Here is a 16316-nt window from a genome sequence, read left to right on the forward strand (position 1 = left end):
GCCGCACCCGTACCCGCCCGCGCGTCCATACGCTCAACACGCTCACTGAAGGAGCACGCATGTCGTTCATCGGCGAGGAAATCGCCCGTCAGCCCGCCGCCTGGCTCAAGGCCGCGGCCGTCGCCGCCGCGCCGGACAGCGGACTGCCCGAGCCGGGCGAGCGGGTCGCCGTCGTCGGCTGCGGCACCTCCTGGTTCATGGCCGAGGCGTACGCCGTGCTGCGCGAGAGCCGCGGCCTCGGCGAGACGGACTACTTCGCGGCCTCCGAGTTCCCGCACGAGCGCGCCTACGACCGGCTGGTGGCGATCTCCCGCTCCGGCACCACCACCGAGGTGCTCGAACTCCTCGACCGCCGGCGCGGCCGGTACCCCGCGGTCGCCCTGACCGCGGACCTGACCACCCCGATCGTGGACGCCGCCGAGCACATCCTCGACCTGTCCTTCGCGGACGAGAAGTCCGTCGTGCAGACCCTCTTCGCCACGACCGCGCTCACCGCGCTGCGGGCCGGTCTCGGCGAGGACGCCGAGCCCCTGGCCGAGCAGGTCCGCACCGCCCTCGACGCGCCGCTGCCCGAGGAGTGGCTCGCCGCGGAGCAGATCAGCTTCCTCGGCCGGGGCTGGGCGCACGGCATCGCCCGCGAGGCCGCCCTGAAGATGCGGGAGGCCACCCAGGGCTGGACGGAGGCGTACCCGTCCATGGAGTACCGGCACGGCCCGATCGCCATCGCCGCGCCCAGCCGCCTCGTGTGGCACTTCGGCCCCGACGCCGACGGACTGCGCCCCGACGTCGCCGCCACCGGCGCGCTCTTCGTCGACCACCCCGAGGACCCGCAGGCCGACCTGGTGCGCGTGCAGCGCCTCGCCGAGGCCACCGCCGTGCGCAAGGGACTCGACCCGGACCGGCCGCGCGCCCTGACCCGCTCCGTGATCCTCGAGCCGGCCGGTTCGTGACCGGCCATCTCGCCGCCGTCGACGTCGGGGGTACGTCCGTGAAGGCGGGCCTGCTCACCCCCGACGGCGACGTCCTGTACGAACGCCGGTGGCCCACCCGGGCGGCCGGCGGACCGGACGCGGTGGTCGCCGTCGTCCTCGACGCCGCCCGCGACATCGTCGCCGCCGGGCGCGCCCGCCTCGGCGGCGACCCGCTCGCGCTCGGCGTCGCGGCCCTAGGGCGTGTTGCGAAAGTCCCGTCGTTCGCCCGAAGGGCGGGCCGCGCGGCGTCAGGTGCGTGCTCCCGGCGTGCCGGGCGGAAACCCTCGTACTGGACGTACTCGGGCTTTCGCCCGGTGCGGCGAGAGTGCGTGCATGGCGTCGCGCGGCAGGCGGAACTTTCGCAACACGCCCTAGGCCCGGTCGACGAGGAGCGCGGCGTGGCACGGCGGTCGGCAGCGGCCGGCCGGCGCGACGTCCCCCTGCTCGACCTGGTGCGGGACGCCGTGCCGGTGCCGGTCGCGCTCGGCCAGGACCTGCGGGCCGGCGCCCTGGCCGAGGCACGGCTCGGCGCCGGGTGCGGGCTGCCCGGCTTCGTCTTCGTCGCGCTCGGCACCGGGGTCGGCGGCGCCGTCGTCCTCGACGGCGTCCCCCTGCCGGGCAGCGCAGGGCGGGCGGCGGAGATCGGACACCTGCGGGTGCGCGCCGCCGGGGACGCGCGCTGCGGCTGCGGCTCGCACGGCTGCCTGGAGACCGCCGCCTCCGCCACCGCGCTCACCCGGGGCTACGCGGAACTGACCGGGCGCCGGCTCCCGGCCGCCGAGATCGCCGGAGCCGTACGGCAGGGCGACTCCGCCGCGATCCGGGTGTGGCACCGGGCCGTCGACGCGCCGGCCGAGGCGCTCACCGACTGCGCGGTGCTCCTCGACCCGGCCGCCTTCGTACTGGGCGGCGGCCTCTCCCTCGCCGGTGACCTGCTGCTCGACCCGCTGCGCGCCGCCCTGGCCCGCGGCTTCCCGCTCGGCGATCCGCCTCCCGTACGGGCCGCCGCACTCGGCGACCGCGCGGCGCTCATCGGCGCGGGCCTGCCGGCCCGCGACCGCACCGCACCAACCGTCACCCCCGCCCTCGCCCCCGCCCCTTGAACGCACCGACGCCCCGACGCCCCGAAGTCCAGGAGGACCCCTCATGCTCTGCCGCAGCGCCGATCTGATCGCCGAAGCCCGTGCGTCGGGCAGCGGCATCGCCGCGCTCAACGTCATCACCCTCGAACACGTCGAGGCGGTCGCCGACGCCGCCGAGGCCACCGGGCTGCCCGCGATCGTGCAGATCAGCCACAACGCCGTCCGCTACCACGGCGGGAACGTGCTGCCGCTGGCCGCCGCGGCCGCCGCCGTCGCCCGCGCGAGCGACGCCCGGCTCTCCCTGCACCTCGACCACGTGGAGGACGTCGAACTCCTGCACCGCACCGCCGAGTGCGGCGCCAGCTCGGTCATGTACGACGCCTCCAGGCTGCCGGACGAGGAGAACATCGCCGCCACCCGCGCCGCCGCCCGATGGGCCCACGACAACGGGCTGTTCATCGAGGCGGAGCTCGGCGAGATCGGCGGCAAGGGCTCCGCGCACACCCCGGGCGTGCGCACCGACCCCGGGGACGCGGCGCGCTACGTCGCCGCGACCGGCGTCGACGCTCTCGCCGTCGCCGTGGGCAGCAGCCACGCGATGCTCACCCGTACCGCCGCGCTCGACCTGGAGCTGATCTCCCGGCTGCGCGACGCGGTCCCGGTGCCGCTGGTGCTGCACGGCTCGTCCGGCGTACCGCACCCGGCGCTGCGCACCGCCGTCGAGCACGGCATGACGAAGATCAACATCGGGACGCTGCTCAACGTCTCCTTCACCGAAGCGGTGCGCGGCACGCTCCGCGAGGCGCCCGAACTCGTCGACCCGCGCCGCTATCTGGGCCCCGCCCGCACCGCCGTGACCACCGCGGTCGCCGACTGCCTCACCGCGATCTCGGCGGTCACCGCGGTCACCTCCGAGGCTCCGGCCGCGACGGCGTAGCCGTCGCCTCCTCCCGCCGGGCCCCCGGCGCCCGATCTCCCGCGGATCACTTGCGGTGTCCCGGGCGCGCCTTACGATCAACGCGCGGACACGATCGATGAGTTGGGGGCGGGATGGAGCGGGTGGGGTTCTCGGACGAGGTGCTCGAGGCGTTCAGCGAGGCCGTCAGGGGCACGGGCTGGGGTGAGTCGCGGTACTCGGTCGGCGCGCGGGTGTGGGGCGGCTCCTGGCGGGCGCTGGTCATCGGGCTCTTCTTCGCGTGCGTCCTCGGCGGGCTGACGACCTGGTTGCTGGTGTCCCTGTGGCCGGACTTCCCGTTCCCGGCCCTCATGGCCCTCGCGATCGGCTACCTGCTGACCGCCGGGATCCTCTGGGTCACGTGGACGAAGCGCCCGAGCATCCGGCACCCGGCGACCTGGGTCGTCGTCTGGGAGGAGGGGCTCGCCTGGCTGACGGAGGGCTCCCGGCCCGTGGCCTGTGCCTGGGACGAGATCGCGGAAGCCCGGCACACCGTGACGTCCGTACGGGACGGCTTCGGCAAGGAGTTCAACCGGACGCACCGGCTCACGGTCGTGCCGGTGCCGGACCCGCTGACGCGCAACCGGCTGAACCTGGCGCCGGAGTTCCCGTTCGTGGAGGAGATCGCCACGTTCGTGGCGCGGCAGGTCAACACCGACTGATCCACTGTCACGAGGCGGGCGCCACCCCATGAAGGGGCGGCGCCCGCCTTCGTCGTACGGCCGCGGGACCGCGTACCGGAATGTCTCAGGATCTTGACAGCCACGACTGATCGTCCATACTCCCTTCTTGGCCGCATGGCCGATATACCGAGTGTGGTTCGACATATCGAACCGAACGATGGATGAGGAACGGCGCGCGCACGACCCGCAGCACACCCCGCCGCGCACCGGCGGCAGCGGCACCCGCACTCGCACGACACCCGCACCCGCTCCGTGAAGGAGGGCCACCTCACGTGACGCACCATCAACTGCCCGGACGCGGCTTCCTCAGCGCCGTTGACACCGCCTGGCGCACCTGCTCCTGGTCCAGCGCCATGGCCGTGCAGGGACTCCAGGAACTCATCTCCGACAACCCCTGGGACGGCGACCCCGAGGCGCTCATGTTCGGCAGCCTCACCCTGCCCGGCACCAGCACCATCGAGGGCGTCCGCCTGCGCGGACATACCTACGCCGTCTCCGCGGGGCCGAACCGGACCAGGCTCGCCCGCGACGGCCGGACCGTGTTCCGGGCGGCCGGCGCCCGCGTCGCGGTCCGCGACTTCGTACTCCGCGCCTCCGGAGCCTCCTTCGACGTCAACGCCGACGGACCGGCACGCATCGAGGTGATTCTGCGCGGCGGCAGGACCCGCGGCCGCAAGGTGCCAGCGGGCCGCAGCCGCGTCGAGCTGTGACACGAACCGCCGAACCCGAGGAGAAGTACGTGTTCAGCACTTCGAGACGTACCGGCGCGCGGCGATCGTCGCGCGGCCGCGCCGGACGGGCCCTCAGCGCCCTGGCCGTGCTCTGCCTGACCGTCGTCGCCCCCTCCGCCGCACACGCCGAGACCAGCACCCCTGCCGCAGCCGCCGCCCAGCAGATCACCGTCGACAGCGCGGGCACCGGGCGCACCTTCGACGGCGTCGGCGCCATCAGCGGTGGCGGCGGCACCTCACGGCTGCTCGTCGACTATCCCGAGCCGCAGCGCGGCCAGATCCTCGACTACCTCTTCAAGCCCGGCTACGGCGCCTCGCTCCAGATCCTCAAGGTGGAGATCGGCGCCGACACCAACTCGAGCAACGGCGCCGAACCGAGCCACATGCGCACCCCCACCCAGGTCGACTGCGACCGTGGCTACGAGTGGTGGCTCATGGAGCAGGCCAGGAAGCGCAACCCGCAGATCCGCTTCTACGGTCTCGAATGGGGTGCCCCGGGCTGGTTCGAGGACGGCTTCTGGTCCTCTGACAACGTTGCCTACCTGATGAAGTGGCTCGGCTGCGCCGAGCGGCACGGGCTGGACATCGACTACCTCGGCGGCTGGAACGAGAAGGGCTGGGACGCCGCCTGGTACGGCGAACTCAAGAAGGCCCTGGTCCGAGGCGGCTACGGCAAGGTCAAGGTGGTGGCCGCCGACAACGCCGGCTGGGACGTCGCCACCGACATGAAGAACGACCCCGCCTTCGACGCCGCGACCGATGTCGTCGGCATCCACTACCCGTGCTCGGCGATCCACTGCTCCAGCTCGCAGGACGCCCTCGACCTGGACAAACCGCTGTTCGCCAGCGAGTCGGGCTGGAACAACTACCTCACGGGGGCGGTCCGGCTCGCCGCCGAGATGAACCACGAGTACGTCGACTCGCGCATCACGGCCTTCATCAACTGGCCCGCGGCGTACGCCTGGTACCCGACCGTGCAGATGCAGGGCAGTGGTCTGCTCCGGGCCAACGAGCCGTGGAACGGCCACTACGAGCTGGGCCCGACGCTGTGGACCATCGCCCAGACCGCGCAGTTCACCCGGCCAGGCTGGCGCTACGTCGACTCCGCGAGCGGCTACCTCGACGGCGGCGGCACCTATGTCACCCTGCGCTCCCCGGGACGGAAGCCGCAGTACACCACCGTGTTCGAGACCACCGGCGCGACGCAGCCGCAGACCGTCGACCTCACGGCCGCCGGACAGCTCCCGCGCGGCGCGCTGCACCGCTGGTCCACCACGCTGGAGTCGACGGACTCGGCCGACTGGTTCGTCCGGGGCGCCGACGTACGCCCGGACGCGACGGGCGCGCACCGCGTCACCCTTCAGCCGGGCACCGTCACCACACTGACCACCATGTCCGGCGGCAAGAGCGGGGCCGCAGAGAAGGCCCCCGCCTCCCGGCCCATGTCCCTGCCCTACCGCGACACCTTCGACGGCTACCGGACCGCGGCCACACCCCGCTATCTCTCCGACATGGAGGGCGCGTTCGAGGCCGCCCGCTGCACCGCCGCGCCGCAGGCCGCGTCCGGCAGCCGGGGCACGGGGAAGTGCCTGAAGCAGGTCATCACCACCGAACCCACCAAGTGGTCCAGGGTGGCGAGCCCGCTCACCCTGGTCGGCGACGCCCAGTGGACCGACTACACCGTGTCCGCCAAGACCCTGATCGACCGCACCGGCACGGCGTCGCTCGCGGGCCGGATCGTGAACCAGCTCAACAACGCCGGCACCGGCCGCGTCAACGTCTGGGAGGGGTACTACCTGAGGCTGTCGGACGCCGGTACGTGGTCCCTGGAGGTCATCGCCCCCGACAAGGCCACTCGCGTCCTGGCGAGCGGCGGCCTGCCCGCTGCCGGAGCGGACACCTGGCACCGGCTCGCGCTCGGCTTCTCGGGCGACACGATCACGGCCCGCGTCGACGGGGGCGTGGTCGCCAGGGTCACCGACGCCACCTACGACCACGGCCAGGTCGGCCTGGCCCTCGACTCCTACACCACGTCCCAGTTCGACGACCTGACGGTGAGGGCCGCTGGGCACTGACGGCCCGTCGGTACCGGACATCGGGCGTCACCGGCTCTCTGCGGGCCGGTGGCGCCCCCTTTCACGCCTTGGTATTGAACGTTTCAATTATCGACTCTTTGCGGACTCCTGTGAGAAGTCTTGACGCTCGCCATGGCTGCGCTTAGCGTCTGCGCGGCGTTGTAAAACGATTCAACCGCCTTCGGTTCGTACCGCATCCAGCAGGGAGTCCCGCACGTTGCCGACCTCACGCGACACCGCCGGCCCGTCCCGCCGCCAGATCCTGTTCACCGCCACGACCGCGGCGGCGGCCGTCACGGCGGCAGGGCCCGCCGCGGTCGCCTCCGCAGCCGTACCCGCGGCCCGTCCGGCCGTGGACCGGACGGGCGCCGCTCCCGCCCTCGCCGCCTTCGACCTCTCCGAGGTCCGGCTCCTGGAGAGCCCCTTCCTCGCCAACATGCGCCGCACCTGCGCGTACCTGCTCTTCGTGGACGCCGACCGGCTGCTGCACACCTTCCGCCTGAACGCCGGCCTGCCGTCCCCGGCGGAACCCTGCGGCGGCTGGGAGGCCCCCGACGTCCAGTTGCGCGGCCACACCACGGGACATCTGCTCAGCGCCCTCGCCCAGGCGCACGCGAACACCGGCGACTCCGCCTACGCCGACAAGGGCCGCGCCCTGGTCGCCGCGCTCGCCGAGTGCCAGCGGGCCGCGCAGGACGCCGGATTCACCCGCGGCTACCTCTCCGCGTTCCCCGAGTCGGTCTTCGAGCAGCTGGAGGCGGGCGGCAAGCCCTGGGCGCCGTACTACACACTGCACAAGATCATGGCGGGGCTGCTCGACCAGTACCGGCTGAGCGGCAACCGGCAGGCCCTGCACGTCCTGGAGGAGATGGCCGCGTGGGCCGACGCGCGCACCGCGCAGCTGTCCCACGAGCGGATGCAGAGCGTGCTCAAGGTGGAGTTCGGCGGCATGAACGACGTGCTGACCCGGCTGTACCAGGAGACGGGCGACCCGGCGCACCTGCGCACCGCCCGCCGCTTCGACCACGAGGAGCTGTACGCCCCGCTCGCCGCCGGGCGCGACGAGCTCGCCGGACGGCACGCCAACACCGAGATCGCCAAGATCGTGGGGGCGGTGCCGTCGTACGAGGCCACGGGGGAGTCCCGCTACCTCGACATCGCGGACACCTTCTGGACCACCGTCGTACGCCACCACTCGTACGCCATCGGCGGCAACTCCAACCAGGAGCTGTTCGGGCCGCCCGACGAGATCGTGAGCAGGCTCTCCTCGGTCACCTGCGAGAACTGCAACAGCTACAACATGCTCAAGCTGGGGCGCCACCTCTTCCTGCACCGGCCCGAGCGCACGGACTACATGGACCACTACGAGTGGACCCTCTGCAACCAGGTGCTGGGGGAGCAGGACCCCGACTCGGAGCACGGCTTCGTCACCTACTACACCGGCCTGTGGGCGGGTTCCCAGCGGGAGCCCAAGGGCGGACTCGGCTCGGCGCCTGGCAGCTACAGCGGCGACTACGACAACTTCTCCTGCGACCACGGCACCGGCCTGGAGACCCACACCAAGTTCGCCGACTCCGTCTACTTCCGCTCCCGCGACAACAAGTCGCCCGCCCTGTACGTCAACCTCTTCGTCCCGTCCGAGGTGCGCTTCGAGCAGGGCGGGGTGACGCTGCGTCAGGAGACGCGGTACCCGTCGGAGGGGCACACGCGGCTGACCGTCACCGCGGGCCGGGGGCGGTTCGCGCTGCGGATCCGCATCCCCGCCTGGGTCGCCGACACCGGGCGCAACGCCGTGCTGAAGGTCAACGGCCGCTCCACCGGCGGCCGGTCGCACCCCGGCACGTACGCCACCGTCGAACGGTCCTGGCGCACCGGCGACACCGTCGAGCTGACCCTCCCGCGCAAGGCGGTGTGGACCCCGGCGCCCGACAACCCGCAGGTGACATCGTTGTCCTACGGCCCGCTGGTGCTGGCCGGGCAGTACGGCGACACCGCGCTCGCCACGCTCCCGGTGATCCGCCCGGAGTCGCTGCGCGCCGTCACCGGCACCGCCACGCGGTTCACCGCGCTCGCGGACGGCGGATCCGTGGAGCTGCGGCCGTTCCAGGAGGTGCACCACCAGCGCTACAACGTCTACTGGGCGGTGACCCCGCGCCGCAGGCGCGAACGGGACGTCGCCCGCTATCAGCTGGACGAGGGGACGGGCACCACCTCCGCCGACGCCACCGGTGCCTTCGCCGCCGCGAGCCTGGCCGCCGGTGCCGCCTGGGCGGACGACGGCACGGGCCCCGCCGTGGCACTGGACGGCACCAGTGGTCATGTGGCCCTGCCCCCGGGCCTGTTGAGCGGCCTGGACGAGGTGACGGTCAGTGTGCGCGTCCGCGTCGACGCGCTCGCCGCCTCGGCCCGCGTGTTCGACTTCGGCTACCACAAGGACACCTACCTCTTCCTCGCCGCCACCACCGGAGCGGGCCGCGCCCGCGCCGCGCTGAAAATCGCGGGCATGGAGCGGGAGGACTACGTCGACGCGGGCGGCCCGCTGCCCGTGGGGCGGTGGACGCACGTGGCGCTCACCCTGGGCGGCGGCACCGGCGTGCTCTACCTCGACGGCGCCGAGGCAGGCCGCAACCCGGCCATGGTGGCGAGCCCGCTGCTGCTCGGCGTCACCACCCGTTCGTACCTCGGCCGCTCCCAGAACACCACCCACCCCTACCTCCGGGGCGCCGTACGCGATCTGCGGGTGCGCAACCGGGCCCTTTCCGCGTCCGAAGTGGCCCGCCTGGCCGCCGGCTGATCCCTCCCGCCCCCGCACCCGCACCCGCACCCGCACGCCGTACCGAGGAGCACCCACGCATGACCGAGAACCCCCTGTCCAGACGCGGTTTCGTCGCCGCCGCCGGGGTCGGCACCGCCGCGGCGGCGGGCCTGACCGGCCTCGGGCTCGCCGTACCGCCCGCCTCCGCCGCGACCCCGGCCACCGCACCGGGCTCCGCCCCAGCCGCACCGGGTCCCGCCCCCGCCGCCTTCACCACCCGCCGCTTCACCGACCCGCCGAGGGACAGCCGCCCCACCGTCTACTGGTACTGGAACGGCCCCGTCACCCCCGAACTCGTCGACCGGCAGCTGGCCGATCTGCGGGACAAGGGCATGTACGAGGTGATCCTGTTCTCGTTCGACAACGACGCGATGCGGCCCGTCTTCTTCACCGAGGAATGGTTCGACATCGTCGGGCACGTGCTGCGCACCGCCGAGCGCACCGGTATGCGGGTCTGGCTCTTCAACGACGACCACTTCCCGAGCGGCCGGGCCGGCGAGTACATCGTCAAGGGCGGCACGGTCGGCTCCCGCACCTATGCACCCCGCCCGGACCTCAGGCTCAAGGCGCTGTGGCGGTCCACCACGGTGGTCGAGGGCCCGGCCCGCGCCGAGCTGCGCCGCTCCACCGGCGTGGGCGTGGAGGCCGGACACCTGGTCGCCGACGCCGCGGTCCTCGACGGGGCCACCGTGCTGCGCGGCGGGGCGGACTGGAGCGATTACACCGTCACCGCGAGCGCCAAGGCCGACCACACCGCCGCCGGGCTCGTGGTGCGCGCCTCCACCGACGCCCTCGACGGCTACGCGGTCGCCTTCGACCAGACCGGCGTCACCACCGTGCTCCGCCTCGCCCGCGACGCCGACCCCGTCGAACTGCTCCGCAGCACCCGCACCGACGGCTTCAACAAGACCAAGTACCACACCCTCGCCGTCACCGTCCGGGGCGGCTCGCTCTCGGTCACCCTCGACGGACGCGACAAGGGCACCGCCACCGACGACACGTACGCCTGCGGCGGGGTCGGGGTGCGCGCGACCGGCGACGAGCGCGGTCTGTGGGACAGCCTCACCGTCACCGCGGCCGACGGCGGCGAGCTGTACGCGACGACGTTCGACGACGCGGCCGCCGCGGGCGACTTCCCCGAGCGGGCGTCCCTCGGCGTCGAGGCCGTCGCCGCGGCGGCCCGCCCGGCCGGTGCCACGGACGCCGACGACGTCGTGGACCTGACGGCGCGGCTCACCGCCGACGGCACCTGGCAGGTGCCCAAGGGACGCTGGCAGATCGACCTGTTCGGCGGCGTCCCGCTCATCGACGACTCCCAGGGCTACAGCCGCAGTTACGTGGACCTGCTGGACGACGAACCCGTACGGCTCTTCCTCGACATCGTGCCCGGCGAGTACCACCGCCGCTTCCGCCGCTACTTCGGCACGGTCGTCCCCGGCTTCTGGGACGACGAGCCGTTCTTCGCCTCCGCCGAGGCCCACTTCAAGCGGCTGCCCTGGTCGCCCACGCTCGACAGGGCGCTGCGCGCCGTGGACGCCGAACCCGGCGTCGCGTACGCGAGCGCCTTCGACGACCTCGGCCGCACCGGGCGGACCGTCCGCGGCCTGTACTGGCAGGCCGTCTCCAACCGGTTCGCCCGCTACTTCCGCGCCCAGTCCCGCTGGTGCGAGGAGCGCGGCGTCGCCCTCATCACCAACCCGCTCTACGACGAGGCCGCGCCCAGCAAGCGCGTGGTCACCACCGGCGACCTGCACAAGGTCAACCAGTGGGCGCAGGTGCCCGGCGGCGACATCATCACCGCCGAGTACGTCGCGGGCGAGCAGACCATGCTGCCGCGCAACCCCGTCTCGTCCGCCCACCAGATGGGCCGCGAACGGGCGTTGATGGAGATGTTCGGCAACATGGGCTGGCAGGTCACGCCCGGCTTCGTGCACGCGACCGTCGGCGCGCAGGCCGCCCGCGGCGTCAACCTGACCGTGCTGCACGCGCTGTGGACGGACGAGGCCGTCGTCTACTTCCCGCCGCCGTTCGGCCCCCGCGCACCGTGGTGGTGGTCCATGCGCCCGCTCGCCGAGTGGATCGGCCGGGTCATGGAGGCCGCCCGGGGCACCTCCGCCGCGCGGACGGCGCTGCTCCAGTCGCAGCGGGCCGCCGAACAGTTCACCGGCACCGACCGGCAGGGCGACCTCGACGGCGCGCTCGCCGGTGCCGCCTACGCCCTCGAACGCGCCCAGGTCGACTTCGACCTCCTCCACGACGGCGCCCTGACCGGCGACCCCGACCTGCTGGCCCACGCGAAGGTCAGGGACGGACAACTGGCCGTGGGCGCCGCCCGCTACGACCTGGTCGTCCTGCCGGTCACCCCGACGCTGGACGCGGCGGCCGTCCGCGCCCTGACCGCCTTCGTCCGCTCCGGCGGCACCGTCGTGGCCGTCGGCACCCTGCCCGCCGACGACGCCGACGGCAACGACCGCTCGCTGGCCCGCGCCCTGCACGACCTGTTCGGCGACGCGGTCCCCGGCAGCCGCCGCGTCGGCCGGGGCCACGCGGTGCGCGTCGCCGACGTCGCGGCCCTGGGCGCCGCCGCCGTCGACGCCGGTGCGGCGGTCGCCGTCCTCGAACCCGCCCGCGAGACGGTCCGGGCCCTGCGCGTCACCCGGGGCAAGGACACCGCCTTCCTCTTCAACAACGAGAGCGCCGACGCCGTCTCCAGCACGGCCGTCCTGCCCGCCGAGGGCGTCCCCGAACTCTGGGACCCGGCGACCGGCCAGGCCGCGCCCGCCCCCGTGTACCGCACGAGCAGGCGCGGCCTCCACCTGCCGCTCACCCTCCAGCCGTACGAGACCCGGATCGTCGTCGTCCGCCGGAACGCGACGGCCGGACCGCATCTGACGGACGCCCCCGTCGACGTGCTCTCCGTCGAGCGCCACGGCCGGGCCCTGCGCGCCACCGTCGAAGTGTCCGAGCCCGGCAGCCACCGGCTCACCGGCACCGACGCCGGCCGCACCTACCGCGGCACGGTCCGCGTCGACGACCCGCTCACCCCCGTCCCCGTCACCGGCGACTGGACGCTCACCCTGGACCGCGACGACGACACCCCGGTCACCGGACCGCTCGGCAGCTGGACCGCGCACGCCCCGCTGTACTCCGGCACCGGCACCTACACCACCGAGATCGACGTGGCCCGCGCCGACCTCACTGGGCGGCGCGTGCTGCTCGACCTCGGCGACGTACGGGACGTGGCGGGCGTGACCGTCAACGGCAAGGAACTCGGCCCGCTGCTGTGGGCGCCCTTCGCCGTCGACGTCACCGGCCTGCTCGTCCCCGGCGGCAACCGGCTCGCCGTCCGCGTGGCCAACACCCTTTCCAACGAGCGCAACAAGCCCCTGCCCTCCGGTCTGCTCGGCCCGGTCACCCTGCGCTTCAGGCGCCGCGTCACCGTCGGCCTCGACCGCGTCTGACCCGCCCCGACCTCTTGCCAAGGACTCCCATGCCCCGACCCAGACCGCGCGCCCGGCACCGGCGCCTCGCCCTCCTGCTGCCCGCCGCGGTGACCGCCTTCGTCACCGCCGTCTCCGGCACCGTCCAGGCTGCCGCCGCGACCGGCGGCACCCTCACCCCCGTCCACCCGCGCACCCAGCACCTCGACGAGGCGCTGGGCATCGACGACACCACCCCGCAGCTCAGCTGGGAGACCAGCGCCCGCGGCGGCACGGGCGTCACCCAGAGCGCCTACCGCGTCCAGGCCGCCACCTCGGCCGAGCGGCTGCGCGCCGGACGGCCCGACCTGTGGGATTCCGGGAAGGTCGCCTCGGCCGTCCCGGAGACGACCTACGCGGGCCGCGCGCTCGGCTCCCGCACCCGCGTCCACTGGCGCGTCATGCTCTGGTCCGGCGGCCACCGCGACTCCGGCTGGAGCGACACCGCCGTCTTCGAGACCGGCCTGACCCGGGCCTCCGACTGGAACGCCGACTGGATCACCCACCCCGACTGGCGGCTGAGCGAGCGCGAGATCGAGCCGGTCGTCGTCAAGCTGCCGCGTACGACGGCCCGATACGTCCGTCTCGACGTCACCAAGCTCGGCCTGCCGCTCAAGGAGGCCGTCGACGCCCGTACCTGGCGGCTCCAGCTCGGTGAGATCGACGTACGCGACTCCGCGACGGACACGACCGGACTCGCCAAGGGCGCCGCGGTCACCGCCTCCGAGACCAACACCATCCGCAAGACCTACGAACCGGCCCTCGCCGTGGACGGCCTGCCCAACAGCGCCCTCCAGACCGCCGCCGGCTACTCCAGCGCCGCCCACACCTCCGCCGACACCTCGGCGACGCCCGTCACCCTCACCCTCGACCTCAAGTCCGCCAAGACCTTCGACCAGGTCGCCCTCTACCCGCGCGCAGACGTCCTCACCGAGGACGGCAAGGTCCCCGACTTCCCCGTCGACTACGCCCTTTCGGCGGCCGACGACGCGGCCGGACCGTACACCACGCTCTCCCGGGTCACCGGGCAGCAGCCGCCGAAGCCGTACCTGCCCGCCGGACTGCCGCTGCTCGCCGACGACTTCACGCTGGAGCGCGGCGTGCGCAGCGCCCGCCTGTACATCGCCGGGCTCGGCATCTACGACGCCACCCTCAACGGCGAACCCGTCGGTGACGCGGTCCTCGAACCCGCCAACACCGACTACCGCGAACGCGTCCAGTACGCCACGTACGACGTCACCGACCGGCTGCGCAAGGGCGCCAACACGCTCGGCGTGGCGCTCGGCAACGGCATGTCCAACGTGGTCAGCACCGCCGACCGCTACCGCAAGCTGTACGGCAACATCAGCGACCCCAAACTGACCGCCCAGCTCGAGGTCACCCTCGCCGACGGCAGCGTCCGCACCGTGACCAGCGGCGACGACTGGCGCACCACGCTCGGTCCGACCACCTCCAGCAACTGGTACGGCGGCGAGGACTACGACGCCCGCCGCGAGATCCCGCACTGGGACGAGTCGCGCGGCGACCGGCGCGACTGGGACCGCGCGGTCACCGTGTCCGCTCCTGGTACGGCCGACGTGCCCGCCGCGCTCAGCGCCCGCGAGACCGAACCCATCCGGGTCGTGGAGACCCTCACCGGCAAGCAGGTCGACGGCGCCGACGGCAGCCGCGTCTTCGACCTCGGCCGCAACATCGCGGGCTGGCCGGAGATCACCGTCAGTGCGCCCGCCGGTACGGAGATCCGCGTCTACCCGGCCGAAAGCCTCAAGGACGGCCACGCCTTCCAGTCCATCAGCAACGTCGGCGCCCCCCTGTGGGACGGCTACACCACCCGCGACACCCGCGAGGCCACCTGGCACCCGACCTTCAGCTACCACGGCTTCCGCTACCTGGAGCTGAAGGGCCTGCCCGAGGGCGCGAAGGTCACCGTACGCGGCAAGGTCCTGCGCACCGACAACACCTCGGCCGGCACCTTCACCAGCTCCGACGACCTGATCAACGGCATCCACGGGCTGATCCGCCGGGCCGTCGAGGGCAACATGATGAGCGTCCTCACCGACTGCCCGAGCCGCGAGAAACTGGGCTGGCTCGAACAGGACCAGCTCGTCTTCCCGGCCCTCGCCGCCAACTACGACATGCGAGCGTACCTGCGCAAGATCGTCCGTGACATGGCCGACGCGCAGACCGCCGAGGGCCTGATCCCGAGCACCGTCCCCGAGTACACCAGCCTGCCCGGCGCCTACCGCAACGACTCCAACTGGGGCGGCGCCTTCGTCCTGGTGCCCTGGCAGCTCTACACCACCTACGGCGACCGCGACACCTTGCGCACCTACTTCCCGCGCATGAAGCAGTACGCGGCCTTCCTCCGGACCCAGGTCTCGGACGGCATCCTCGACTACGGCCTCGGCGACTGGTTCACCCCCGACCGCACCTTCCCGCGCGCGGTGGCCGGCACCTACGGCTACTGGCGCGTCGCCGACACCCTCGCCCGGATCTCCGCCGTCCTCGGCGACGACACGGCCGCCGCGGACTACCGGACGAAGGCCGACACCGCTGCCGGGGCGCTGGCCGCGAAGTACTACGACCAGGAGACCGGCACCTTCGGCGGTGGCGGCCAGGGCGCCGAAGCCCTCGCCCTGGACATGGGCGCCTACCCGGCAGGGGAGAAGGACCGCCTCCTCGCCCACTTCACCGCAGCGGTCGAAAGCGCCGGCTACCACCTCCAGCTCGGCGAGATCTCCCTGCCGTCGGCGTTCCGCGTCCTGTCCGCGGCCGGTCGCGACGACATCGTGGAGCGCATCGCCACCCGGACCACCAGTCCCAGCTACGGCTACCAGGTGGTCGCCGGGAACACCACGCTCGGCGAGTCCTGGGACGGCGGCCCGGGCCAGTCGCAGAACCACTTCATGCTCGGCGCCATCGACTCCTGGTTCACCAGCCGCGTCGCGGGCCTCGCGCAGACGCCCGACTCCGTGGGCTACGCGGAACTCCTCGTCGACCCGGCCGTCGTGGGCGACCTCACCTCGGCGTCCGGCTCCTACCGCACCCCCTACGGCACGGCCCGTACCGACTGGGCGCGCACGGGCGACCGGTTCCGGCTCACGGCGGACGTCCCCGCGGGCAGCCGTGCGGAGATCCACGTACCCGCCGCCAAGGGCGCCGCCTCCGCCCCGAAGGGAGCGAAGCTGATCCGCACCACGTCGGACGAGGCCGTGTACGCGGTCGGCTCGGGCCGCTGGACGTTCCGCTCGTCCCTGCCGTCCGCCGGGGAGACGGGCACCGGCTGACGGCGCCGGGGGCCGGCCGACGGTGCCGGGGGCCGGCCGACGACGGCGGGGCCGCCGGTCCGTGGCCGGGGCGCGCCCTTCCCGGTCGGCCCCCCGGACCGGCGGCTCGGCGCACCGCGGCCACCAGCACACCGCGGCCACCAGCGCGTCGCTCGCCGAGCAGGGCGAAGCGCCGGGCCGTCGGCTCGGCGAGCAGCGGGTCGGCCGCCGCCTGAGTCCACCAGTCGGCCCAGTCCCG

Annotated in this window: 9 protein-coding genes; all 9 read left to right on the top strand. The window is 73.4% G+C overall.

What is annotated here, in order from left to right; translation table 11 throughout:
• Positions 1-59 precede the first annotated feature (59 nt).
• The 9 genes from ACFV6E_RS03245 (at position 60) to ACFV6E_RS03285 (ending at position 16078) form a co-directional block, all read left to right on the top strand.
• Positions 60-950 (top strand): SIS domain-containing protein, encoded by an 891-nt coding sequence (locus tag ACFV6E_RS03245; RefSeq protein WP_385459073.1) that lies wholly within the window; start codon positions 60-62, stop codon positions 948-950.
• Positions 947-2074: an ROK family protein gene (locus ACFV6E_RS03250; protein ID WP_385459075.1), complete on the top strand. Its 1128-nt coding sequence runs from the start codon at positions 947-949 to the stop codon at positions 2072-2074. Before ACFV6E_RS03245 ends, ACFV6E_RS03250 begins: the two co-directional genes overlap by 4 nt.
• 43 nt (positions 2075-2117) lie before the next feature.
• On the top strand, positions 2118-2990 hold the full coding sequence (locus ACFV6E_RS03255) for a class II fructose-bisphosphate aldolase (protein ID WP_385169590.1): 873 nt from the start codon (positions 2118-2120) through the stop codon (positions 2988-2990).
• A 113-nt stretch (positions 2991-3103) separates the two neighbouring features.
• Positions 3104-3670: a hypothetical protein gene (locus ACFV6E_RS03260; RefSeq protein ID WP_385169593.1), complete on the top strand. Its 567-nt coding sequence runs from the start codon at positions 3104-3106 to the stop codon at positions 3668-3670.
• A gap of 293 nt (positions 3671-3963) precedes the next feature.
• Complete coding sequence (locus ACFV6E_RS03265; RefSeq protein ID WP_385459077.1) at positions 3964-4401, top strand: hypothetical protein; 438 nt, start codon at positions 3964-3966, stop codon at positions 4399-4401.
• 29 nt (positions 4402-4430) lie between these two features.
• Complete coding sequence (locus tag ACFV6E_RS03270; protein WP_385459079.1) at positions 4431-6497, top strand: galactosylceramidase; 2067 nt, start codon at positions 4431-4433, stop codon at positions 6495-6497.
• Positions 6498-6714: 217 nt separating this feature from the next.
• Positions 6715-9291 carry a beta-L-arabinofuranosidase domain-containing protein gene (locus ACFV6E_RS03275; protein WP_385459081.1) on the top strand — a complete coding sequence of 859 codons (2577 nt, stop codon included), beginning with the start codon at positions 6715-6717 and terminating at the stop codon, positions 9289-9291.
• 59 nt (positions 9292-9350) lie between these two features.
• On the top strand, positions 9351-12773 hold the full coding sequence (locus ACFV6E_RS03280) for a glycosylhydrolase-like jelly roll fold domain-containing protein (protein ID WP_385459083.1): 3423 nt from the start codon (positions 9351-9353) through the stop codon (positions 12771-12773).
• Between the two features lie 29 nt (positions 12774-12802).
• On the top strand, positions 12803-16078 hold the full coding sequence (locus ACFV6E_RS03285; protein WP_385459085.1) for a family 78 glycoside hydrolase catalytic domain: 3276 nt from the start codon (positions 12803-12805) through the stop codon (positions 16076-16078).
• Positions 16079-16316 lie beyond the last annotated feature (238 nt).

The organism is Streptomyces sp. NPDC059785, from assembly GCF_042732375.1.
Lineage (GTDB): Bacteria > Actinomycetota > Actinomycetes > Streptomycetales > Streptomycetaceae > Streptomyces.

Coding starts and splice junctions, on each gene's coding strand:
- ACFV6E_RS03280 (WP_385459083.1), top strand. CDS start 9,351: ATGACCGAGAACCCCCTGTCCAGACGCGGTTTCGTCGCCGCCGCCGGG.
- ACFV6E_RS03245 (WP_385459073.1), top strand. CDS start 60: ATGTCGTTCATCGGCGAGGAAATCGCCCGTCAGCCCGCCGCCTGGCTC.
- ACFV6E_RS03285 (WP_385459085.1), top strand. CDS start 12,803: ATGCCCCGACCCAGACCGCGCGCCCGGCACCGGCGCCTCGCCCTCCTG.
- ACFV6E_RS03260 (WP_385169593.1), top strand. CDS start 3,104: ATGGAGCGGGTGGGGTTCTCGGACGAGGTGCTCGAGGCGTTCAGCGAG.
- ACFV6E_RS03255 (WP_385169590.1), top strand. CDS start 2,118: ATGCTCTGCCGCAGCGCCGATCTGATCGCCGAAGCCCGTGCGTCGGGC.